Annotated in this window: 20 protein-coding genes; 16 read left to right on the top strand and 4 right to left on the bottom strand. The window is 63.8% G+C overall.

Annotation, left to right across the window (positions count from 1 at the left end; translation table 11 throughout):
- The first annotated feature begins 65 nt into the window (after window positions 1–65).
- From V6W80_RS19805 to sugE, 7 genes are all read left to right on the top strand, one after another.
- Window positions 66–674, top strand: a complete 609-nt coding sequence (locus V6W80_RS19805; RefSeq protein WP_338545168.1) for an AlbA family DNA-binding domain-containing protein — start codon at window positions 66–68, stop codon at window positions 672–674.
- Window positions 675–744: 70 nt separating this feature from the next.
- On the top strand, window positions 745–2,292 hold the full coding sequence (locus V6W80_RS19810) for a class I SAM-dependent DNA methyltransferase (RefSeq protein ID WP_338545169.1): 1,548 nt from the start codon (window positions 745–747) through the stop codon (window positions 2,290–2,292).
- Window positions 2,285–3,688 (top strand): restriction endonuclease subunit S, encoded by a 1,404-nt coding sequence (locus V6W80_RS19815; protein ID WP_338545170.1) that lies wholly within the window; start codon window positions 2,285–2,287, stop codon window positions 3,686–3,688. The genes V6W80_RS19810 and V6W80_RS19815 overlap by 8 nt, the downstream gene beginning before the upstream one ends.
- A gap of 24 nt (window positions 3,689–3,712) precedes the next feature.
- A complete protein-coding gene (locus tag V6W80_RS19820) occupies window positions 3,713–4,651 on the top strand; it encodes a restriction endonuclease (protein ID WP_338545171.1) in 939 nt (312 codons plus the stop codon).
- Between the two features lie 287 nt (window positions 4,652–4,938).
- Entirely contained in the window at window positions 4,939–5,169 is a 231-nt protein-coding gene (locus V6W80_RS19825; RefSeq protein WP_338545172.1) for a hypothetical protein, read from the top strand.
- A 100-nt stretch (window positions 5,170–5,269) separates the two neighbouring features.
- Window positions 5,270–5,665, top strand: a complete 396-nt coding sequence (locus V6W80_RS19830; RefSeq protein WP_184290363.1) for a hypothetical protein — start codon at window positions 5,270–5,272, stop codon at window positions 5,663–5,665.
- Window positions 5,666–5,832: 167 nt separating this feature from the next.
- On the top strand, window positions 5,833–6,150 hold the full coding sequence (sugE, locus tag V6W80_RS19835; protein ID WP_093255365.1) for a quaternary ammonium compound efflux SMR transporter SugE: 318 nt from the start codon (window positions 5,833–5,835) through the stop codon (window positions 6,148–6,150).
- A 10-nt stretch (window positions 6,151–6,160) separates the two neighbouring features.
- Here sugE and V6W80_RS19840 read toward each other — a convergent pair whose 3' ends face one another.
- Window positions 6,161–6,646: a hypothetical protein gene (locus V6W80_RS19840; protein WP_338545173.1), complete on the bottom strand. Its 486-nt coding sequence runs from the start codon at window positions 6,644–6,646 to the stop codon at window positions 6,161–6,163.
- 100 nt (window positions 6,647–6,746) lie between these two features.
- Here V6W80_RS19840 and V6W80_RS19845 point away from each other — a divergent pair, with 100 nt between their 5' ends.
- Window positions 6,747–7,838, top strand: a complete 1,092-nt coding sequence (locus V6W80_RS19845; protein ID WP_338545174.1) for a PQQ-dependent sugar dehydrogenase — start codon at window positions 6,747–6,749, stop codon at window positions 7,836–7,838.
- Window positions 7,839–7,871: 33 nt separating this feature from the next.
- On the opposite strand, the gene V6W80_RS19850 is transcribed toward V6W80_RS19845, so the two are convergent.
- Window positions 7,872–9,209: a DUF4214 domain-containing protein gene (locus V6W80_RS19850; RefSeq protein WP_068383580.1), complete on the bottom strand. Its 1,338-nt coding sequence runs from the start codon at window positions 9,207–9,209 to the stop codon at window positions 7,872–7,874.
- A gap of 275 nt (window positions 9,210–9,484) precedes the next feature.
- Between V6W80_RS19850 and V6W80_RS19855 the strand changes: the two genes are divergently transcribed.
- The 8 genes from V6W80_RS19855 to V6W80_RS19890 all read left to right on the top strand — a co-directional run bounded on the left by V6W80_RS19855 (window position 9,485) and on the right by V6W80_RS19890 (window position 17,531).
- Window positions 9,485–10,558 carry a saccharopine dehydrogenase family protein gene (locus V6W80_RS19855; RefSeq protein ID WP_093255351.1) on the top strand — a complete coding sequence of 358 codons (1,074 nt, stop codon included), beginning with the start codon at window positions 9,485–9,487 and terminating at the stop codon, window positions 10,556–10,558.
- Between the two features lie 66 nt (window positions 10,559–10,624).
- Window positions 10,625–11,566 (top strand): Gfo/Idh/MocA family protein, encoded by a 942-nt coding sequence (locus V6W80_RS19860; protein ID WP_338545175.1) that lies wholly within the window; start codon window positions 10,625–10,627, stop codon window positions 11,564–11,566.
- 120 nt (window positions 11,567–11,686) lie between these two features.
- Complete coding sequence (locus V6W80_RS19865) at window positions 11,687–13,327, top strand: methyl-accepting chemotaxis protein (protein ID WP_093255346.1); 1,641 nt, start codon at window positions 11,687–11,689, stop codon at window positions 13,325–13,327.
- Between the two features lie 165 nt (window positions 13,328–13,492).
- A complete protein-coding gene (locus tag V6W80_RS19870; protein WP_257705256.1) occupies window positions 13,493–13,747 on the top strand; it encodes a hypothetical protein in 255 nt (84 codons plus the stop codon).
- A 175-nt stretch (window positions 13,748–13,922) separates the two neighbouring features.
- A complete protein-coding gene (locus V6W80_RS19875) occupies window positions 13,923–14,816 on the top strand; it encodes an SDR family oxidoreductase (RefSeq protein ID WP_257705255.1) in 894 nt (297 codons plus the stop codon).
- Between the two features lie 5 nt (window positions 14,817–14,821).
- On the top strand, window positions 14,822–16,621 hold the full coding sequence (locus V6W80_RS19880) for a glycoside hydrolase family 15 protein (protein ID WP_068383590.1): 1,800 nt from the start codon (window positions 14,822–14,824) through the stop codon (window positions 16,619–16,621).
- The gene (locus tag V6W80_RS19885) at window positions 16,618–17,199 is read left to right on the top strand and encodes a DNA-3-methyladenine glycosylase (protein WP_338545176.1); all 582 of its coding nucleotides are present in this window, start codon (window positions 16,618–16,620) and stop codon (window positions 17,197–17,199) included. Before V6W80_RS19880 ends, V6W80_RS19885 begins: the two co-directional genes overlap by 4 nt.
- 41 nt (window positions 17,200–17,240) lie before the next feature.
- The gene (locus V6W80_RS19890; RefSeq protein WP_064308107.1) at window positions 17,241–17,531 is read left to right on the top strand and encodes a DUF2845 domain-containing protein; all 291 of its coding nucleotides are present in this window, start codon (window positions 17,241–17,243) and stop codon (window positions 17,529–17,531) included.
- A 671-nt stretch (window positions 17,532–18,202) separates the two neighbouring features.
- Here V6W80_RS19890 and V6W80_RS19895 read toward each other — a convergent pair.
- Together V6W80_RS19895 and pstB are read right to left on the bottom strand one after the other, a co-directional pair.
- Window positions 18,203–19,495: a putative porin gene (locus V6W80_RS19895; RefSeq protein WP_338545177.1), complete on the bottom strand. Its 1,293-nt coding sequence runs from the start codon at window positions 19,493–19,495 to the stop codon at window positions 18,203–18,205.
- A 290-nt stretch (window positions 19,496–19,785) separates the two neighbouring features.
- Window positions 19,786–20,550 (bottom strand): phosphate ABC transporter ATP-binding protein PstB, encoded by a 765-nt coding sequence (pstB, locus tag V6W80_RS19900; RefSeq protein WP_017638707.1) that lies wholly within the window; start codon window positions 20,548–20,550, stop codon window positions 19,786–19,788.
- Window positions 20,551–20,553 lie beyond the last annotated feature (3 nt).

Here is a 20,553-nt window from a genome sequence, read left to right on the forward strand (position 1 = left end):
CATGACGGACAATACGCCCTCCTCCTGCCACAGGCCTTATCGGCTGAGCTATCCAGAGACGCGTCATGACCCTTGCCGAACTCAAGCAGATCCTTGCCCGGGGTGAGGATAGCCGTCACCAGTTCAAGCGTGACTTCAGCCATATCGATACCCTGGCGGCCGAATTGGCGGCGTTCTCTAATACGGCCGGTGGCTATCTATGTCGCGGCCTGGGTACCGGCATCCCGCGGGCGATCGATGCCTGGCCAGAAATCGAGCTGCATGATGACCGGCAGAGCAACCAGTTCCGGGTGGTGATCAAGCGTCCCGTGGAAAGAGGGACTCTTTCGGGCCCAGGTGGGGACCAAGCCGGGACCAAGTCGGGACCAGGTAGGGACCTAGTAGGGACCGGGTCGCCGGCAGACTACCCCGCTGCAGACGCGCGACCACCTGTGCAACCTGAACAAGTCACGCTGCTGCACAGGATGTTCGACGATCACGCCACTTCCGAGTTGATGAGCTTTGTCGGGCGCAGCAACCGTAGCAAATTCCGTGAGCAGGTACTGGCCCCCCTGCTGGCACCGGGGCTGATCGAAATGACCCTGCCAGACAAGCCCAACAGCAGCAAGCAACGCTATCGCCTAACCACTGCCGGCCGCGGGCTGAAAAGCGAGCTTAGCGGCCAGGGCGACTGAACTCAGATAAACACGACGAGGCGCCAGCAAACACCGGCGCCTTGCCTACTTTTAGAAATAGGTACCCCACATGACCCAATCCGATATCGTCCAGAAACTCTGGAATCTCTGCGACGTCCTGCGTGATGACGGCATCAACTACAGCGACTACGTCACCGAGCTAGTGCTGCTGCTGTTCATCAAGATGGAGTACGAGCAGGTACAGAACGACGAAAACTTCGGCCACAAGCTGCCTGAAGGCGCGCGCTGGCCCGATCTGTCCGGTAAATCCGGCCTCAACCTGCTCGACCACTATCGGCAATTGCTGCTGGATCTGGGCAAGAATCCGGACCCACTGATCGCTGCTATCTACGCCGATGCCCAGACGCGCCTCAAAGAGCCGCGCCACCTCGAGCAATTGATCAAGAGTCTCGATGGCATCGACTGGTTCAGCGCCCGTGAGGACGGGCTCGGCGATCTCTACGAAGGCCTGCTGGAAAAGAACGCCAGCGAGACCAAGTCCGGCGCCGGCCAGTACTTCACGCCGCGCCCGCTGATCGACAGCATCATCCGCTGCCTCAAGCCGCAACCGGGCGAGACCATCCAAGACCCCGCCGCCGGCACCGCGGGCTTTCTCATCGCCGCCGATGCCTATATCAAGCAGCACACCGACGACCTCTACGACCTCGACGACAGGGCGCGCCGCTTCCAGCGCACCCAGGCCTATGTCGGCGTCGAACTGGTACCCGGCACCCGCCGCCTGGCGCTGATGAACACCCTGCTGCACGGCATGGAAGGCGATGCGGAAGGCGTGGTGCACCTGGGCAACGCCCTCGGTCAGGTCGGTGCCAGCCTGCCCAAGGTGGACGTGATCCTCTCCAACCCGCCCTTCGGCACCGCCAAGGGCGGCGGCGGACCGACCCGGGATGACCTAACCTATCGCACCAGCAACAAGCAACTGGCCTTCCTCCAGCATATCTACCGTGGCCTCAAGCCTGGCGGCCGTGCCGCCGTGGTACTACCAGACAACGTGCTGTTCGAGGCCGGCGTGGGTACTGAAGTGCGCCGTGACCTGATGGACAAGTGCAATCTGCACACGATTTTGCGTCTACCCACCGGCATCTTCTACGCCCAGGGCGTGAAGACCAATGTGCTGTTCTTCCAGAAAGGCACCATCGATAACCCACGCCAGGAAGAGCGCTGCACCCAGCGGGTCTGGATCTATGACCTGCGCAGCAATATGCCCAGCTTCGGCAAGCGCACCCCCTTCGGCCCTACGCACCTCAAGCCCTTCGAGGATGCCTATGGCGAGGACCCCAATGGCAACAGCCCACGCGCCGAAAACGTCGAAGGCATTGGCGAGGCCAGCCGTTTCCGCTGCTTTACTCGCGAGCAGATCCGCGAACGCGGCGATTCGCTGGATATCAGTTGGCTGAAGGATGAAAGCAGCCTGGATGCCGCTGACCTTCCCGCCCCGGAAGTGCTGGCAGGTGAGGCCATGGCCGAACTGACCGAGGCGCTGCATGAGCTGGAGGAGTTGATGAAAGCGCTAGGGGCGGGGGATGAGGTGGTGGCGCAGAAACAGTTGATGGCGGAAGTGATGGGGTTGGCAGTGGCTCGGGAGAATGGGGATGAGTGAATTGCCGGCTAATTGGGCTACTTGCACGCTGGGAGAACTTGTCGAGCGCATCGAGACCGGCAAAAGCGTCAAATGCGACGAGCGTCCGCCACAGGGCTTGGAAAATGGGTTAGTAAAAATCAGCGCAGTTACGTGGGGAGAGTTCGACGAAAACGAAAGCAAGACCCTATTTGACTCAATCCACCTTAAGCCGGAAGATAAAATTAAAACTGGTGATTTCCTTATTTCGCGGGCCAACACACTTGAGCTGGTCGGCTCCTGCGTCCTGGTTAAGAGCTTATCAAAAAATCTCTATCTTAGTGACAAGGTTCTACGCTTGGTGCTTTCAAACAAGGCCAAGCCATGGCTGCTAGTCTGCTTGCGCTCCCAGGCTGGACGCCAGCAAATTGAGAGCCTAGCAACGGGCAATCAATTATCAATGCGCAACATTTCTCAGCAGGCACTGAAGGAGATCCGGATACCGCTTCCTCCTCTCGCCGAGCAGACCCGTATCGCCGCCAAGCTCGACGAACTGCTGGTCCAGGTCGATACCCTGAAAGCCCGCATCGACGGTATCCCCTCGCTGCTCAAGCGCTTTCGCCAGTCCGTCCTCTCCGCTGCCGTTTCTGGGCGGTTGACCGAGGAATGGCGGACAGAGTCTGAGTCCTATATTCATCCATATGCTAGCGAGTGGAAGTGGCATCCACTTCCAAAAAGTTGGCAGGTCAAATTTTACGCAGAGGTTACTGAAAGCAGGTTAGGAAAAATGCTGGATAAAGCCAAGAACTCCGGCATACCAACAAAATACCTTGGCAACATCAATGTACGCTGGTTCGACTTTGAGCTAAACAGCTTACAGAAAATTCCTATATCTACTACCGAACGAGAAGAACTTGCAATTAGACACGGCGACATTCTCATATGCGAAGGCGGAGAGCCTGGCCGATGCGCGATATGGGACAGCCGTTTAAAAGAAACAATTGTTTTCCAAAAAGCCATTCATCGCGCAAGGGTTTCAAGTCTTCTGCTACCTAAATGGCTAGCATTTAACTTGAAACATGACGCTGACGACTTAATTTTGGAACAGCTATTTACCGGCACAACAATTAAACATCTGACGGGCAAAGCGCTTAAGAACTACCCTCTTCGTGTACCCCCACTGGAAGAACAAACCGAAATCGTCCGCCGTGTCGAACAACTCTTCGCCTTCGCCGACCAACTCGAAGCCCGCGTCAAAGCTGCCCAGACGCGCATTGATCGCCTGACCCAGAGCATCCTCGCCAAAGCCTTCCGCGGCGAACTGGTGCCCCAGGATCCGAACGACGAATCGGCCAGCGTGCTGCTGGAACGCATCAAGGCCCAACGCGCGGCTGAACCCAAGGCCAAGCGTGGTCGAGGAGCGGCTACGCTGATCTAAGGCTTACCTGAAAGAGAACGACCCATGCCCGTGCCGACCTACGACCAGTTCATCGAGCCCGTCCTGCGTTTTCTCGCGACCCATCCGGAAGGGGCCGCTGCGAGCGAAGCCCACGAAGCGGCTGCACAGGCTCTAGGCCTGAGCGAGGCGCAGCGGCAAGAGACTATCGCCAGCGGTCAAGCCACCTACAAGAACCGCGCTGGCTGGGCACATGACCGGCTCAAGCGTGCCGGCTATTCCAGTAGCGCCCGGCGTGGCTATTGGCAGCTGACCGATACCGGGCGCGCCTTTTCCCAGGCAAACCCCGCGGCGCTGAGCGCAGAGCAGGTTGAGCATTTGGCGATGAATTTCATGAGCGTGAAGCTCAAGACCGCGCCGGATGCCGCCGCGCTGGATGAGAGCGATACGTCGACGCCAACGGTGATCGCTCAGCTTGACCTCGCCACCAGCAGCCCGCAGGAGCGCCTGAACCAGGCCATCCTGGAGCTTCGCACCAGCGTGGCGGGCGATCTGCTGGACAGCCTGCTGCAGGCCAGCCCGACGCGTTTCGAGCATATCGTGCTCGATGTGCTGCATAGCCTGGGCTACGGCGCGAGCCGCCAGGCGTTGCAGCAAGTAGGCGGTAGCGGTGACGGTGGCATCGACGGGGTCATTTCGCTGGACGCCCTCGGTTTGGAGAAGGTCTATGTGCAGGCCAAGCGCTGGCAGGGCACGGTCGGCCGCCCTGATCTGCAGGCCTTCTATGGTGCCTTGGCTGGACAGAAGGCCAAACGTGGTGTCTTCATCACCACCTCGGGCTACACCGCCCAGGCAGTGGAATTCGCACGTTCGGTCGAAGGCCTGGTGCTGGTCGATGGCAAACGCTTGGTCGAGCTGATGCTCGATCACGAAGTCGGCGTCAGCTCGCAGCTCTACAAGGTACCCAGGCTCGATAGCGATTACTTCGACGAGTCGCTGGGCTGAATCGATCATTACGCGGTCGGCTGGCGACTGCGCCCCTTGTTGAGAGGCAGAGGAATCGTGGCGGCTTTCCTAAATCGGTAAAGGCTCTTCCTCTCGAGAGCTTATGGGCTCCGAGCTGATAGGTACCCGGCAAGTTGCCATCGAGAATACCCTCGGATTACCGGCGTGCTTTATCTGACCATTATCACTACCCCCCTGGCGATTCTGATCTAAGCTCTGCCACTAGACCCACTCCAACCAGCCGGCCGGATGCCGATACCCTGGTGATCACCTCGCAAGGACGCCTCATGAGATACCTCCTGACCAGCTCGGTCACCCTCTTTCTCGCCGCTCCGCTCTTGACCGAAGACACCGCCCTGGCCCAGGCCGGCCATGCCCTTCGTCCGGGGATAGAGGCAGCGGCGCACTCCCTCAATCTGTCGCTCCTCCAGAGCAGCGCGGTGGGCAGAGGCCCGGTGGCCGACGGGGCTCGGCTGCAGTTGGCGGCGCTGGAGCGACAAGCGCGGTTGGACGACTAGTCTCAGGGCTTTGCCAAGGCCCGGCGCAGAGGCCTTCTTGAACGAAGCGCCCGCCCCGAGCTCTCAAGGTCTCCACTACGGCCACCCCGAGGAGACCTTGATGAAACCCCTGATTCCCCTGTTGCTGCTGCCCCTCGCCCTGGGCGCCTGTACCAGAGAGCCGGTTCGGCAGGACGACCTCGGCCTGCCGAGCTGCAATCTCCAAGAGCAACGCGCCGTGCCCGGAGAACTGGGCGGATCGATCACGGATCCGCGGCAGGCGCACGTCTCGATGCGGGCCAATGTGCTGCTGGCGGATGTGAGCACGGCGCGCAAGGCGCGGCGGATCAGTCAGGAGCAGGCGACGGCCTTCAGCGAACGCATCGCCGCGGTGCGCAGCCAGACCGAGGCCTTCGTACAGCAGCAAGGCTTTCTCAGCGCGGCCGAGCGGGCCAGTTTCGATCGGGAATTCGACGGGATCGCCGCGCAGATCTGCCAGCCACGTACGGCGCAGTGATCTCTGCCTAGCCAGGACGGGTCGAAAGACCGCGGCTCGAACGGCTAGGATAGCAGGGCCGATCAGGCGGTGAGGATCCTTGCCGCCCTTCTCTTCCAGCCCAGGGGACGACCCCGGCGATCGGTGGGCAGCGCTCCGGGACGGCCCGGTTTCACAGGAGGCCGTCTTTGGCTTGGTTCTATCTGGTCTGTGCAGGACTGCTCGAGGTGGTCTGGGCGTTCTATATGAAGCAATCCGCGGGCTTCACCCGCCTCACGCCGACGATCATCACCGGGGTCGCTATGGTGGCCAGCGTGGCGCTGCTGTCGATCTCCATGCGCAGTCTGCCGCTGGGCACCGCCTATACCATCTGGACCGGTATCGGCGCGGTGGGCGCCTTCATGATCGGCATCCTGGTGCTGGGCGAGGCGGCGAGTCCGCTGCGTATCCTGGCCGCGGCGCTGATCGTCAGCGGCCTGGTGCTGATGAAGCTGACGTCGTCCTGAGCGCTTGCCCCTAGCGCAGGTCCCCTGCTCGGTCGGCTTTTGGTCGGACCAGCCAGATGAACAGCAAGCCTCCTACCAGGCCGCCCACGGCCATTGCCAGCAGGCCATCCAGGGTACGGGTGGCGTAGATGAGCACCGGCATGGGGGCGAAGGCGTCGATCAGGCGAATGGCGGCGATCAAGCTGACACTGGTGGCTAGCGGCACCACGCAGACTAGATAGGCGCCCTTGCGACGGCCGAGCCAAAAGGCGGCGGCAAAGGCTGGTAACCAAGCGGCGAGCACGATGGCGGCGTAGACGGGTCCGAAGCCCAGCAGATCCTGTAGCGACGTCTGCCAACGGGTGGCGGCGTCTATCGACTGCCCCAAGCCCTGCAGCGCAGCCAGGTTGTACTGGGTCTGCACCAGGCTGCCCCAGGCGGTGGCCAGCAACAGGGCGGCGGCGAACGCCAGTAGCGGGCGGGGTCTGAACAAGGCGCGCCAGAGCGGTTTGGACATGATCGATCAGTCTCGAAGAGAGGTAGTGATGGTAACGACAGCGGATGCCTGCGGTAGACCTCGGCCGTCACGTAAAGCTTCCCGGCGTGGGGTCTGGTTTGTGTTGCTAACCGTTGTGCTGGGAAGCCCGTTGGCCACGGCGGCGCCCGCTTACCGGATCGAGACGGTAGCGACCGGACTCGAGCGGCCTTGGTCGCTCGCCTTTCTGCCCGATGGCCGGGCGCTGTTGACCGAGGGTGCCGGGCGTTTGCGGCTGCTGGTGCCGGATGGCCAGGGCCGGCTCAGCCTGCAGGCGGAGGCCGTGAGCGGACTGCCCGAGCTCTATACCGAAGGCCAGGCCGGTCTGTTCGAGGTCATGCCGGATCCAGATTTCGCCCGTAATCAGCTGATCTATCTCTCCTATGCGTCAGGCACGCGCCAGGCCAATCACCTCAGGGTGGTGCGCGCGCGGCTGAACGGCGGACGCATGCAGGACGTCCAGCCGCTGTTCACCAGCCAGCCGGCCAAGGCGTTCGGCCAGCACTTCGGGGCGCGGATGGCCCTGCTCGGCGACGGCACCCTGGCCATCGCCCTGGGCGACGGCAACGTCGAGCGCACCGACGCCCAGCGGCTAGATACCCATCTGGGCAAGATCGTGCGCATCACTCGGGACGGCCAGGTGCCGGCGAACAACCCCTTCCTCAAGCGACCCGGCGCCCTGCCGGAGATCTACAGCCTCGGCCATCGCAATCCCCAGGGCCTGGTGTGGGTGGCCGAGTGCCAGGCCCTGTACGAGCACGAACACGGCTCCAAGGGCGGCGATGAACTTAATCTGATCCGCGCCGGGGCCAACTATGGCTGGCCGCTGACCACCGGCGGCGTGGACTACACCGGCGCGCGCATCACGCCCTTTCGTGAATTACCGGGCATCACCCCGCCGCTGTTGGAGTGGACGCCCTCCATCGCTCCCGCCGGCCTGACCTGGTACGACGGCCAGGGCTTTCCCACCTGGCGCGGCAGTCTGTTCGTGGCGGCGCTGCGCGAGAAGTCGGTGCGGCGGATACCGCTGGTGAACGGCGTGCCTGGCGAGCAGGAGGTCTTGTTCCAAGAGCTGGACCAGCGTTTGAGAGACGTGCGCAGCGGACCGGACGGTAATCTCTGGCTGCTGACCGATGGCGAGGACGGCCAGCTGTTGCGGGTGGTACCGGGGTAGAAGGGGCCACTGCAGGAGACCCCGACTGCCCGATCAGACGGCGATGAAGGTGTTGTTGGCGCCCAGCAGGGTCAATTCGTCGATGGGGTTGTTGTAGGCGTCGTAGACGAAAGCCTCCGGCAGATAGACGCTGTACTGGTGCCCTTGCTCTAGGTCAGTCGCCAAGCGGATGTCTACCAAGTTGGTCAGATGACGCACCGTGGTAGCGAGCTCGAAGCCAATCTTCGTGCCTGTGGTGACATCGAGTAGGAAGGCCTTCTCCAATAGCGTCGGGTCCACCTTCACAGGCGTCGGATAGGCTTCCGAGTAGAGATCCCGTGTCCCACGATAGATGGAGCTATCAAACAACAGATTGATGTGATCATCAGCACCAGGGCTGTAGTAGGACTGCTGATCGATACCGATCAGCAGCGGCGGCGTGAGGTCGGCGGGCAGAACCTCGAGGTCACGCGACAGGGCCGTCACCGCGACATTGCCGGCGGTATCGGTGGTCTCCACCAGGATCGAGCCCTGCGCATAGAAGCCCGGCTCCAGCTTGGGTGCGGGCCAGCCTCCCTCCCCCTGCTGCCAGGTCTGACCGCCATCGCTGGAACTACGCCACTGCTCGATGTCGCCATCGTCGAAGAAGCGGAACTGCAATAGGTTCTCAGTGGTGGGGCCACGGGTGGTGAACAGATAGAGTTGCGCGCCCTGGGTGTCGACCTTCCATTGAGCTTCGTTCGTCAAGGTTCGGCCGTTACCGTCGCCAGCAAGATAACTAACCTGCAGCTGACCTGCCTGGTAGTAGCCCGCGCCTAGTTGCAAGGTATCACTGCCGGCGCTCGCCACGGTCCAGCTCTGCCCTCCATCCAGGCTGTAACGCCACTCCTTCACCCCTTCCGGCAGGGTCACGTCCACCTGGCCGTTGCGGGTGATGCCGTCAGTGGCCGACACCCCGGTGTCTTCGTGCAGGGCCAGGCCTGGCGTGAGCGGCTGCCATTGTTCGAGCCGCGTCTGGAACAGCTGCTGGTCGGCGCTCTGGCCATCCGGGCGGCTCAGATAATCGATCATCTCGACGATGACCGCTGCCCTGGCGTCCTGCTGGGTACTGCCCAGGGTCTCCAGTCGGCCCAGCCAGAAGGCCTTGCCGTCGGCATCGGCGTTGCGTCCGAGCAGGTCGCCATAGCAGCCGTCGATGAAGGCGCTGGCGCTCTCCTCGGCCGGTTGCGCCTGCAGGCGCTCGGCGCCGTTGAGGAACAGGCGGACGAGTTGCTCATTGCCCAGGCCTTCGTCCAGTTTGGCGACCCAGAAACGGAAGCCTTCCGCGTCCGGGGCACGGCCCAACACCCCCCAATAACAGGCGTTCACCCGCGCTGCATTGTCCACGATCATGGTCTTTCCTCCTTGAAGCGGCCACCCACCGTGGCCGACCACTGGCTTATAGAAGGCGTCGCCAAGTGGTGCAGACCTGTGTCCGGATTCCTGTGGTGGGATCGACAGCCTTTCGCCTAGAGCGATAAGCAACAGGACGGATGAAAAGAAGGTCCTGGTCGAATCGTCGAGGTACTCGACGTTTCGTCAAATAAGGGACGACACTTCGACGCTCTGACGCTCACATCTGGCAGCGCCGTTTTTTAAGCTGGAGCCTCAACCACGGAGGATCCGCCATGAACGTCACCCTGCTCGGCGCCGGCCACATCGGCTACACCATTTCGCAATTGCTGCACGCCAGTGGCGACTACCGGGTGACGGTGGCGGATCGTGACGAACGTGCCCTGGCGGCCATCGCGGCCCTGGGCGTGCAGACCCGCACCCTGGACACGTCCGACGCCAGCGCCCTGACCGCGGCCCTGGACGACCAGGACGTGGTGCTCAACGCCCTGCCCTACCACTTGGCGATTCCCGTCGCCCAGGCGGCCAAGGCCACCAACACCCACTACTTCGACCTGACCGAAGACGTCAAGGCGACCAAGACCATCCGCCAGTTGGCCGAGGGCGCGAGCAATGCCTTCATGCCCCAGTGCGGTCTGGCGCCTGGCTTCATCGGTATCGCCGCCCATTCCTTGGCCAAGCGCTTCGACAGTGTGCGCGAGGTGAAGATGCGCGTCGGCGCCCTGCCGGAATTTCCCACCAATGCCCTGAAGTACAACCTGACCTGGAGTGTCGACGGCCTGGTCAACGAGTACTGCCACCCCTGCGAAGCGGTGCGCAATGGCGAACTGCAACTGGTGCAGCCGCTGGAAGGCCTGGAGCACTTTTCCCTGGATGGCGTGGAATACGAGGCCTTCAACACCTCGGGCGGTCTGGGCACCCTCTGCGAGACCCTGCAGGGCCAGGTGGAAACCCTGGACTACAAGACCGTGCGCTATCCCGGTCACCGCGACCTGATGAAGTTCCTGCTGGAAGACCTGCGCCTGGCCGGTGACCAGGAGCAACTCAAGAACATTCTGCGCGGCGCCGTGCCCACCACCATGCAGGACGTGGTGCTGGTGTTCGTCACCGTCAGCGGAATGCGCGGCGGCAAGCTGGTGCAGGAGGTGTTCAGCCGCAAGATCTTTGCCGCCGAGCGCGATGGCCGCCTGACCAGCGCCATCCAGATCACCACCGCCGCTGGCATCTGCACCGCCCTGGATCTGTTCCGCGAAGGCAAGCTGCCGCAGCGCGGCTTCATCGCCCAGGAGCAGGTGGACATGGACGCCTTCCTGGCCAACCGCTTCGGCAAGGCCTACCAGCCGGTCTGATCGACGAAGCCTAACGGCGCACCTGGGGTCCATAACGGTACGCCCACCGTTAGAGGACCCTTTTTCATGCTCAGCGTCGCCATCGTCGGTTGCGAACAGATCCACGCCCAGGACTACCTGGACACCAGCCTGGCCGATCCGCGCGTGCGGGTGGTGGCCGTGGCCAGCGAACGCGATCCCGCCCGCGCCCGGCGCCTTGCCGTCCCCCATGGCCTGCCGGTGCTGGACAATTTCGCCCAGTTGCCCGAGGTGGATCTGGCCTTCGTCACCACCGCCATCGAGGATCACGAGGCGGCGGTGAGCGCCCTGCTCCCGCGCGCTCGCCATCTCTTCGTGGAAAAGCCACTGTCCGTCTCGGCTGAACGCGCGACGGCGCTGGCGGCGCAACTGGCCGGTCGTTCCTGCTTCAGCGGTTTCTACCTGCGTACCGACCCGGCCCTGCGGCAGTTGCGCCAGCTGGCGCAGGACGGGGCCATCGGCAGCCTCAGCCACCTGTCGCTCACCGCCGGGCACCCCGGGTTGCTGGAGGGCTGGCTGAGCGATTGGCCCGCGCATCTGGACGAGACGCGCATGGGCTATGGCGCCTTTGGTGACCTGGCGGTGCATCTGCTGGATTTCAGCGCCTGGCTGACTGGTGAAGCCCTGACGGTCGAGTACTGCCGCCTGGAGCGCGATGCCCGCTGGCCGCTGGATCACAGCGGCGAGGCGCTGCTCCGGGCCGGCGACCTGCCAGTCCAGCTGCGCGCCAGCGCCACCCTGCGCGGTCCGCGATTGGCCGTTCGCCTGGACGGCAACGAGGGAACCCTGGCGCTCTCCGCGGGGCGGCTGGTACTGCACGACGCTAAGGGAAATCGCCAGACGTTGGCCGAGGGCGTCGACCCCGGCGTGCCTCAGGGGGCCCAGGCGGTATTCGATCAGCTACTCGGAAAACCACGTCCGGAACTGGCCACCCTGGCGGATGCGCTCGTGGCCAACCAGCTGCTCGATCGACTCTATGGACGCGGCTGAAAGCGATTTCGAACGATCGCGAAGCCTGACCTGCTCACCTAAAGGTCGGACAGCAGGTGCCGATAGCGAGAGTATCCAGCGCAACTTGGCTGAAACCCACCTCGCAGAAAGGAAGGCTCCATGGTCTGGTTCAACAATCTGGCGCTGGCGAAGAAACTCGCCGTGGCCTTTGGCCTGTGCACGGCCATCACCCTGGGCATCGGCGCCGTCGGCCTGAGTGGCATCAGAAGCGTCAACGCCCAGCTGGATAACGTGTTGAACGACACGCTGCTCTCCATCACCCTGCTCAACGATGCCAAGAGCAATGTCATCGGCCACAATCGCGATCTCTTCCGCGTGCTGTCCATGGCCTACGGCGAAGCACCGCAAAGCGACCAACAGGCCGTCATCACCTCAATGCGTGACAATCAGGCCGATGCGGAGAAGCCCTTCGCCGCCTATCGCGCCACGCCGCGGCAGGCCGATGAAAAGCAGGCCGGTGATGCCTTCGAGCAGGACTGGAAGAGCTATGTCGCTGGTACCGACGCCATCCTGGCACGCCTCGCGGCCAAGGATGTAGCCGGTGCCGCCAAGCTGTTGAACGAGCAGGTGCAACCCACCTACCGCAAGACCATGGCCTCGTTCAAGATTATGATGCAATCCAACAAGCGACAGAGTGCCGAGGCCGGTGACGCTGCCCACGCCGCCTACAAGCAGGCCTTCTGGGTACTCTGCCTGGGGCTGCTGCTGGCCACGCTCTGCGCCCTGACGCTGGGCTTCGTCATCACGCGGATGATCGTCATGCCGATCCGCCAGGCCGTCTCCAGTGCCGAACGGGTCGCCCAGGGCGATCTGACCCAGACGATCCAGAGCTCCCGGCGTGACGAAGCCGGCCAGCTGCTGCAAGCCCTGGGTGGCATGCAGGCCAGCCTGAAAGACACCGTGCAGCGCATGGCCGGTGCCTCCAGCCAACTCGCCGCGGCCGCCGAAGAGCTGCACGCCGTGACCGAGGAGACCTCCCGTGGCCAGGTTCGCCAGCACGACGAGGTGCAGCAGGCCGCCACTGCGGTCAACCAGATGACCGCAGCCGTGGAAGAGGTGGCGCGCAATGCCGCTTCCACCTCCACCGCCTCTCAGGACACCAGTCGCGAAGCCCAACAGGGTCGCGAACAGGTGCAGCAGGCCGCCCAGGCCATGGCAGTGATGACCCGCGAGATCACCGACTCCACCGAGAAGGTGCAGACCCTGGAAGGCCAGGTACGCGAGATCGGCAAGGTGCTGGAAGTGATTCGTGGCATCGCCGAGCAGACCAATCTGCTGGCGCTCAACGCCGCCATCGAAGCGGCCCGCGCCGGCGAGCAGGGTCGTGGCTTCGCCGTGGTGGCGGACGAAGTTCGCGCCCTGGCCCATCGCACCCAGGGGTCCACCGGCGAAATCGAACGGATGATGAGCGCCGTGCGCAGCAGTGCCGAAGAAGCCGTGAGCGCCATGCACAAGAGCCAGTCCCTGGCAGGGGATACCCAGGAGCGCGCCAACCGTGCCGGCGAAGCCCTGAACCGCATCACCACCGGGGTCGCCCAGATCGAGGAGCGCAACCTGGTGATCGCCAGCGCCGCCGAGGAGCAGGCTCAGGTGGCCCGCGAAGTGGACCGCAATCTGGTCAATATCCAGGACCTGTCCACCCAGACCGCCACCGGTGCCCAGCAGACCGCCGCGTCCAGTCAGGAGCTGTCGCGACTGGCCAATTCCTTCCAGGGCCTGGTCGCGCAATTCCGTTATTGATCGGTCATCCAGGAAACTTCCGACCAGCGGACGACCTGCCCTCACCCCGGTGAGCGGCAGGCCGCAAGCGCAGCGGTAGCCCTCCCGGTTCAATACCCTGGGACGGGGAATTGAACATTGCCCGCCAGCGCGGCTCTGATCTGAACCCCCTGAATGGATGCTCCCATGCGCTTTACCTACGATGCCCGCCGCAGCTATCGCCTGATCGGCCTGGACGACGGACGTCTGGCGGGTCAGTTGCTGCGTGGGCAGCTGTACATCATGGTCGCCGGCGATGGAAAGCAACCGCAGTCCTATGCCCAGCTCGAAGACGATCAGCTGCGTACCGCCGAAGGCCACCTGATCGGTTGCCGCGAGGCGGATATCCTCACCCTGCAGCGGACTGGTGTCGCCTTGCGTCTGGAGCCACTCGACGTCTGAATCGAGGCGGCTCCGAAATCGGCGCAGCCTTTAAAGGCAGGTTGATAAAGCCGTCCGAGCCGAGACATCCATCACCTATCAGTGGGAACCTCTCCCGCGAGTTGTTGCTCCATTTCCTTGAACGTCATCGAAAAGATGCCAAACGGGCGCCTTTCGGCCCCCTTCAGGAGATGTCATGTCCAGCGACAACCAATACCGCATGCAAAACCCCCTTACCCAGTATCCCCAGCCGGAATTTCCCAAGCAGCCCCAGGAAGCCCCGGGCCTGGCGCAGGTCATGCAGCCCCGCCCCGACCATGGCGAGACCAGCTACCAGGGGTTCGGTCGTCTGGCCGGGCGCAAGGCGCTGATCACCGGGGCGGACTCGGGGATCGGTCGGGCCACCGCCATCGCCTATGCCCGGGAAGGTGCCGACCTGGTGCTCAACTACCTGCCCGAGGAAGAGGCCGACGCCCAGGAAGTGGTCAAGCTGGTGGAAGCCGAGGGTCGTAAGGCCATCTGCGTTCCCGGTGACCTGAAGGACGAAGCCTTCTGCACCCAACTGGTGAGCAAGGCCAAGGAGGCCCTGGGCGGCCTCGACATCCTGGTCAATGTGGCTGGCAAGCAGACCGCCGTGCAGGACATCGCCGAGCTGACCACCGAGCAGTTCGACGCTACCTACAAGACCAACGTCTACGCCCTGTTCTGGCTATGCAAGGCCGCGCTGCCGCACCTGCCGGCCGGTGCCGCCATCATCAACACCACCTCGATCCAGGCCACCCAGCCCTCGGAGTTCCTGCTGGACTACGCCTCGACCAAGGCGGCCATCACCAACTTCACCAAGGCGCTGGCCAAGCAGGTCGCCAGCAAGGGCATCCGCGTCAACGCCGTGGCCCCCGGCCCCTTCTGGACCCCGCTGCAGCCCAGCGGCGGCCAGCCCCAGGAAAAGATCCCCACCTTCGGCGGCGAGACGGTGTTCAAGCGCCCCGGCCAGCCGGCGGAGCTGGCGCCCATCTATGTGCTGCTGGCGTCCCAGGAGTCGAGCTATGTGACCGGTGAGGTCTATGGCGCTACCGGAGGCATGGGCTGACGGCCGTGGCGGCCTTCGACCCCGCTCGCCAGGACGGCTACGCGCCCCTGGCGGGCTACGCCGCCCTCTCCGATGGCCGTTCGGTCGCCCTGGTGGCGCCGGATGGCTCGCTGGATTGGTGGTGCGTCCCCAACATGGATTCCGCACCGCTGTTCGACCGCCTGCTGGACGCCCCAGCGGGCGGTTTCTTTTCGATCGCCCCGGTCGCCCACTATCGCGTGGAGCGGGCCTACCGCGAAGACAGCAACGTCCTGGAAACCTGCTTTCACACCGCCGAGGGCAGCGTGCGCCTCACCGAATCGCTCAACAGCGGCTCGGCCGGACGCCTGCCCTGGTGCGAACTGGGTCGTCGCGTCGAAGGCCTCTCCGGTCGGGTCGAACTGCGTATCGAGCTGGTGCCGGGCACCCAGGGCCAGACCGTCTCGCCCTGGATGCGCAGCACGCCCAATGGCGAGGTCATGCACGTCGACGGTGTGATGGCCACCCTGCGTTATTGCGAGCGGCTGGAAATCCTCGAATGCGATGATCGCCGGCTAGTGGCGCGACTGGTACTGGAGGCCGGGCAACGCAGTGTCCTGGCCTTGACCGCGACCGAGAACGAACCCCTCGTGGTGCCGTCCCTGGACGAGGTGGACCAGCGCATCGACCGCAGCGACCAGGCCTGGCGTGAATGGGCCCAGGGCTTTGCCTACCAGGGCGAATTCCTCAGCGAGGTGAAGCGCTCGGCATTGGCGCTCAAGCTGCTGCTCTACTCGCCCACCGGTGCCATCGTCGCCGCCGCCACCACCTCGCTGCCGGAACGCATCGGCGGCGACAAGAACTACGAATACCGCTATGCCTGGGTGCGCGATGCGGTCTTTACCATCAAGGCCTTCCTGCGTCTGGGCGCCCTTGGCGAGGCCCAGGCGGCCCTGGCCTGGATTCAGAACGTCATCCGCCGCCACGGCAATCGCCTGCACACCTGCTTCACTCTGGAAGGCGAACTGGCACCGGAAGAGCGCACCATCCCCGTACCCGGCTATCGCGACTCCCAGCCGGTACGTGTCGGCAATCGCGCCAGCGCCCAGTGTCAGCTGAGTCTCTATGGCGATCTGCTGGAGACCTTCCGCCTCTATGCCAGCAAGGGCCATGTGCTGGATTTCGCCACCGCCAGCCTGCTCACCGATCTGGCCAACCTTTGCGCCGATGGCTGGCGGCAGACGGATGCCGGGATGTGGGAATTGCCTGAAGAGCGCCACTACACCCTGTCCAAGCTGGGCTGCTGGTTCGCCCTGGATCGCGCCGTGACCCTGGCCCGCGACGGCCACATCCCAGACGCCATGTGCGGTCGCTGGGAGCGCGAGCGCGACCGCATCCGCGACTGGGTCAACGAACATTGCTGGAGCGAGCGCAAGCAGGCCTACACCTTCTATGCCGGTACCGAGCGCCTGGACGCCGGGCTGTTGCTCGGCATCCGTTTCGGCTTCGACGGCGGTGAGCGCTCGGTCAGCACCCTGGCGGCCATCCGCCGTGAGTTGGCCCATGGACCTCTGGTCTATCGCTATAGCGGTGCCGAGCAGGAAGAAGGTGCCTTCCTGGCCTGCTCCTACTGGATGGTCGAGGCCCATGCCGTGCTGGGCGAGGTGGACCAGGCGCGCGAGCTGATGCGCGAGGTCCTGGCCGCCAGTCTCAATGGCGTCGGCCTGATGACCGAGATGCGCGATCCCCGTGACGGCGCGGCCCTGGGCAACTTCCCCCAGGGCCTGAGCCACCTGGCCATGGTGCATGCGGCGCTGATCCTGGAAGAGCCGGAGCCCGAGGCGTGAGCGACCTGGATTTCACCCGCCCGGTGGACGAGGTCGCCCGGCAACTGATCGGGGCGACGCTCAGGCTCGAAGGTGTGGGCGGCCTGATCGTCGAAACCGAAGCCTACGACGGCGAAGATCCGGCCTCTCACAGCTTTGCCGGCCCCACGCCGCGCAACAAGGCCATGTTCGGTCCGCCCGGGCATGCCTATGTCTATCGCTCCTATGGCATTCATTGGTGCTTCAACCTGGTCTGCCGTGAGGCTGGCCATGGCGCGGGGGTGCTGATCCGCGCCATGGAGCCGCTGTGGGGGCTGGAGGTGATGCGCGAACGCCGAGGCGGGCTGGCCGATCGCCTGCTCTGCGCCGGTCCCGGCCGGCTGTGCCAGGCATTGGGCATCGATGGCAGTCACGACGGCCTGTCGCTGGCGGAGCCGCCCTTTCTGCTGGAGCCGGCGACCGCCGCGGTGGCGGTGATCGCAGGCCCGCGCATCGGTATCAGCCGCGCCCGCGAGGTGCCCTGGCGTTTCGGCCTGGCCGGCTCGCGTTATCTGAGTCGCGGCTTTGCCAAAGCGCCCCACGCCAGCGATAACGGCTAGGCTGAAGGCAACGGCCTCTGCCACAACCTCTCGGAGTTCCCATGCGCGCTCGTCACCTGCTGCTGACTGCCCTGCTCTTGCCTCTGCTGGCCCAGGCCAGCCTGCGCTGCGGGCAGAATCTCGTCGAAGAAGGCGACAGCGTCGAGCAGGTCCTGGCCGCCTGCGGCGCCCCGGCCGAGCGCAAGGTCAATCCCCCTGCCCTGCGCAACAACAACGTGCCCAAGTTCAATGCGGCCGAGACCCAGTTCTGGACCTATGGCCCGGAGAACGGCGCCTCCCGCCACCTCAAGTTCATCGATGGCAAGCTGGTGGAGATCAGGGTCGAGCGGTAGTGGGCGGGAGCTTCCCTCACCCCAGCCCTCTCCCAGACGGAGAGGGGGCAAAGCGACTCCAACGTAGGTTGGGTTGGGTGCAGCGAAGCCCAACATTTTCAGGCGAGCCTTTCCATCGGTTGGTAGGCGGGAGCTTCCCTCACCCGGCCCTCTCCCGGAGGAATAAAGGGAGGAGCGGCTCCAGCGTAGGTTGGGTTGAGCGCAGCGAAGCCCAACATTTTCAGGCGAGCCTTTCCATCGGTTGATAGGCAGGAGTTTCCCTCACCCCGGCCCTCTCCCAGAGGGAGAGGGGGCAGAGCGGCTCCAGCGTAGGTTGGGTTGAGCGCAGCGAAGCCCAACATTTTTGAGGCGAGCCTTTCCATCGGTTGGTAGGCGGGAGCTTCCCTCACCCCGGCCCTCTCCCAGAAGGAGAGGGGGCAGAGCGGCTCCGGCGTAGGTTGGGTTGAGCGCAGCGAAGCCCAACATTTTTGAGGCGAGCCTTTCCATCGGTTGGTAGGCGGAAGCTTCTCTTACCCCAGCCGTCTCCCGGGGGAATAGGGGGAAGAGCAGCTCCAGCGTAGGTTGGGTTGAGCGCAGCGAAGCCCAACATTTTTCAGGCGAGCCTCTCCACCGAGCAGGCAAAAAAGAACCGCCCGAGGGCGGTTCAAGAGGAGCACGACCTAGGGCCGTGGTTAGAACTTGGCTTCCAGGTCCAGCTGCAGGGTCTTGACGTCCGCATCGCGGCGGAAGCGGGTGGCGGTATCGGACTCGGCGAGGAAGTAGGTCAGGCCCACACCGAAGTTCTTGTCGATCTCGTAGCCGAGTTTGAGCTTGTGGCCGCGGGCGCCGGTGGAGCCGTTGCCGAAGTCGGAATCGGTGAAGGCACCCACCACGGCGTTGCGCTGGACATCGCGGTAGTTGTATTCCAGCCCGACCCGCTGCATCAGCTTGGTCTTGGCACCCAGCAGCCAGGCGGTGTCCTCGCCGTCGTCGGCCTTGTCGTTGACCACGTACTGGCCATAGAAGGACAGCGGCACCCACAGCTTGGTCAGGTCCAGCTGGGCGAAGCCCTCGTAGAGCTGGAAGCGGTCGGTGGTGTTGCCATTGACCGCCAGGGCGCAGGGCGCGGTGACCGAACCAGTGGTCGGGCAGGCGCTGTCCTGCTCCTTGTCGTAGGCATAGACGCTGCCGCCCACCATCAGCTTGGCGGCATCGCCCAGGTTGAAGCGGCTGCCCAGCTGACCGGCGTAGAGGCGCAGGTCATGCTTGAATTCATAGCCTTCGCCGTCGACGTTGTCCTTGAGCACATAGTAGCCCGTGCTGCCGAACAGCTCGGCGCCGCCGCCCAGATCGTACTTGTAGGTGCCGGCCAGGCCTTCGGGGTTGATGTCGGCGTCCCAGATGACGTCGCCGGTGCTGACCCACTGCTGGCCCATCTTGCCGCCCACCAGGTGCAGATTCGGCACTGCCGTGGGGTGGTAGTCGATGTAGGCCTGATCCAGCCAGAGCTGCTTCTTGTTGAAGTAGTTGTTCAGATCCTGGTTGGTGGAGCGGGCGTCGTCGCCACCGCCGGTGGCGATGCGGATGCCAGTGTTCACCTGCGGATTGATCTCGCTATAGGCACCCAGCCGCGCGCGGATACGCTGGCGGTCACGGTCACGGTCGCGGCCGTTGTCCGGCTCGCCGCTGATGTCGATGCTCTCGTGGCGCACCCGCACGTCGCCCTTGATCTGGGTCTTGGCGGCCCAGGCCAGCTTCTTCTCGAAGTCGGAGGTCTTCTGCTGCTGAGCGACCTGGGCGGCACGCGCCTGCTGCTCCTGCTGCAGGTCGCCGCGCAATTCGCTGTATTGGGCCGGGGTGATGGAGCCATTGGCCTTGAGCATGTCGAGCAGTTTCTCATCGACAGCGGCACTCGCGGTGGCCGAGCAGGTGGCCAGGAGCACGCCCGAGAACAGCGCCGTGAATCGATAAGGGTTAACAGACATCGGCAGATCTCCTTTCAAGACAATCCAGGTGGTAGTGGCTGGCAGTGCAGCCCGTCACAAAGCTGGGTCAGTCTCGGCAGAAGAGATGTCGTTTTGCTTGCAGGAACATAAAGGTTTTAATTCAAGTCACTGAATCTAAAGCAAAATTTAACCAAAGATTCATCCGTCCCGAACGGCTCCACTGCGGACCGGGAAGGATGAGGACGACCAGAGGCCCTGGCTCACCGCTTTTCAGCCGCCCATGAAAAAGGCCACTCCAGGGAGTGGCCTTGCGAGATCTGGCGAGATTTTCAGCCAAAGCGACCGGTGATGTAGTCCTCGGTCTGCTTCTTGTCCGGCTTGGTGAAGATCTTGTCGGTCTTGTCCACTTCGATCAGCTCGCCCAGGTACATGAAGGCGGTGACGTCGGAGCAACGCGCCGCCTGCTGCATGTTGTGGGTGACGATGACCACGGTGAACTCCTGCTTGAGTTCGGCCAGGAGTTGCTCGATGCGCGCGGTGGAGATGGGGTCCAGGGCCGAGGTCGGCTCGTCCAGCAGCAGCACCCGCGGACGCAGGGCGATGGTACGGGCGATGCACAGGCGCTGCTGCTGACCGCCGGAGAGCCCCAGGGCGCTCTGATTGAGCTTGTCCTTGACCTCATCCCACAGCGCCGCGCCACGCAGGGCCTGCTCAACCCGATCCTGCAGCTCCACCCGGGACAGGCGCTCGTGGTGGCGAATGCCATAGGCGACGTTGTCGGCGATGGACATGGGGAACGGTACCGGCTTCTGGAACACCATGCCGATGGTGCTGCGCAGGCGACTCAGCGAGTACTTCGGATCGAGGATGTTCTCCCCGTCCATGAGAATCTCGCCGGTCGCTTCCAGTCCCGGGTATTCCGAGTAGATGCGGTTGAAGATGCGCAGCAGCGTGGACTTGCCGCATCCGGACGGGCCGATGATGGCGGTGATCTGCTTGGCCGCGATGTCCAGGTTGATCGACTTGAGCGCCTGGTGGCCCTTGTAACGGAAGCCGACGTCGCGCGCCTGCAGTTCCGGTATCTGCGTCTGCATGGT

This window comes from Pseudomonas benzopyrenica (genome assembly GCF_036884265.1).
GTDB classification, from domain to species: domain Bacteria; phylum Pseudomonadota; class Gammaproteobacteria; order Pseudomonadales; family Pseudomonadaceae; genus Chryseomonas; species Chryseomonas benzopyrenica.

What these genes read in the sequence shown, in the direction of transcription:
- V6W80_RS19850 (WP_068383580.1), bottom strand. Translation starts at nt 9,209, where the DNA reads ATGATCGTGGACAATGCAGCGCGGGTGAACGCCTGTTATTGGGGGGTG.
- V6W80_RS19805 (WP_338545168.1), top strand. Translation starts at nt 66, where the DNA reads ATGACCCTTGCCGAACTCAAGCAGATCCTTGCCCGGGGTGAGGATAGC.
- V6W80_RS19895 (WP_338545177.1), bottom strand. Translation starts at nt 19,495, where the DNA reads ATGTCTGTTAACCCTTATCGATTCACGGCGCTGTTCTCGGGCGTGCTC.
- V6W80_RS19810 (WP_338545169.1), top strand. Translation starts at nt 745, where the DNA reads ATGACCCAATCCGATATCGTCCAGAAACTCTGGAATCTCTGCGACGTC.
- V6W80_RS19830 (WP_184290363.1), top strand. Translation starts at nt 5,270, where the DNA reads ATGAAACCCCTGATTCCCCTGTTGCTGCTGCCCCTCGCCCTGGGCGCC.
- V6W80_RS19820 (WP_338545171.1), top strand. Translation starts at nt 3,713, where the DNA reads ATGCCCGTGCCGACCTACGACCAGTTCATCGAGCCCGTCCTGCGTTTT.
- V6W80_RS19840 (WP_338545173.1), bottom strand. Translation starts at nt 6,646, where the DNA reads ATGTCCAAACCGCTCTGGCGCGCCTTGTTCAGACCCCGCCCGCTACTG.
- V6W80_RS19860 (WP_338545175.1), top strand. Translation starts at nt 10,625, where the DNA reads ATGCTCAGCGTCGCCATCGTCGGTTGCGAACAGATCCACGCCCAGGAC.
- V6W80_RS19815 (WP_338545170.1), top strand. Translation starts at nt 2,285, where the DNA reads ATGAGTGAATTGCCGGCTAATTGGGCTACTTGCACGCTGGGAGAACTT.
- pstB (WP_017638707.1), bottom strand. Translation starts at nt 20,550, where the DNA reads ATGCAGACGCAGATACCGGAACTGCAGGCGCGCGACGTCGGCTTCCGT.
- V6W80_RS19855 (WP_093255351.1), top strand. Translation starts at nt 9,485, where the DNA reads ATGAACGTCACCCTGCTCGGCGCCGGCCACATCGGCTACACCATTTCG.
- V6W80_RS19825 (WP_338545172.1), top strand. Translation starts at nt 4,939, where the DNA reads ATGAGATACCTCCTGACCAGCTCGGTCACCCTCTTTCTCGCCGCTCCG.
- V6W80_RS19875 (WP_257705255.1), top strand. Translation starts at nt 13,923, where the DNA reads ATGTCCAGCGACAACCAATACCGCATGCAAAACCCCCTTACCCAGTAT.
- V6W80_RS19865 (WP_093255346.1), top strand. Translation starts at nt 11,687, where the DNA reads ATGGTCTGGTTCAACAATCTGGCGCTGGCGAAGAAACTCGCCGTGGCC.
- V6W80_RS19890 (WP_064308107.1), top strand. Translation starts at nt 17,241, where the DNA reads ATGCGCGCTCGTCACCTGCTGCTGACTGCCCTGCTCTTGCCTCTGCTG.
- V6W80_RS19870 (WP_257705256.1), top strand. Translation starts at nt 13,493, where the DNA reads ATGCGCTTTACCTACGATGCCCGCCGCAGCTATCGCCTGATCGGCCTG.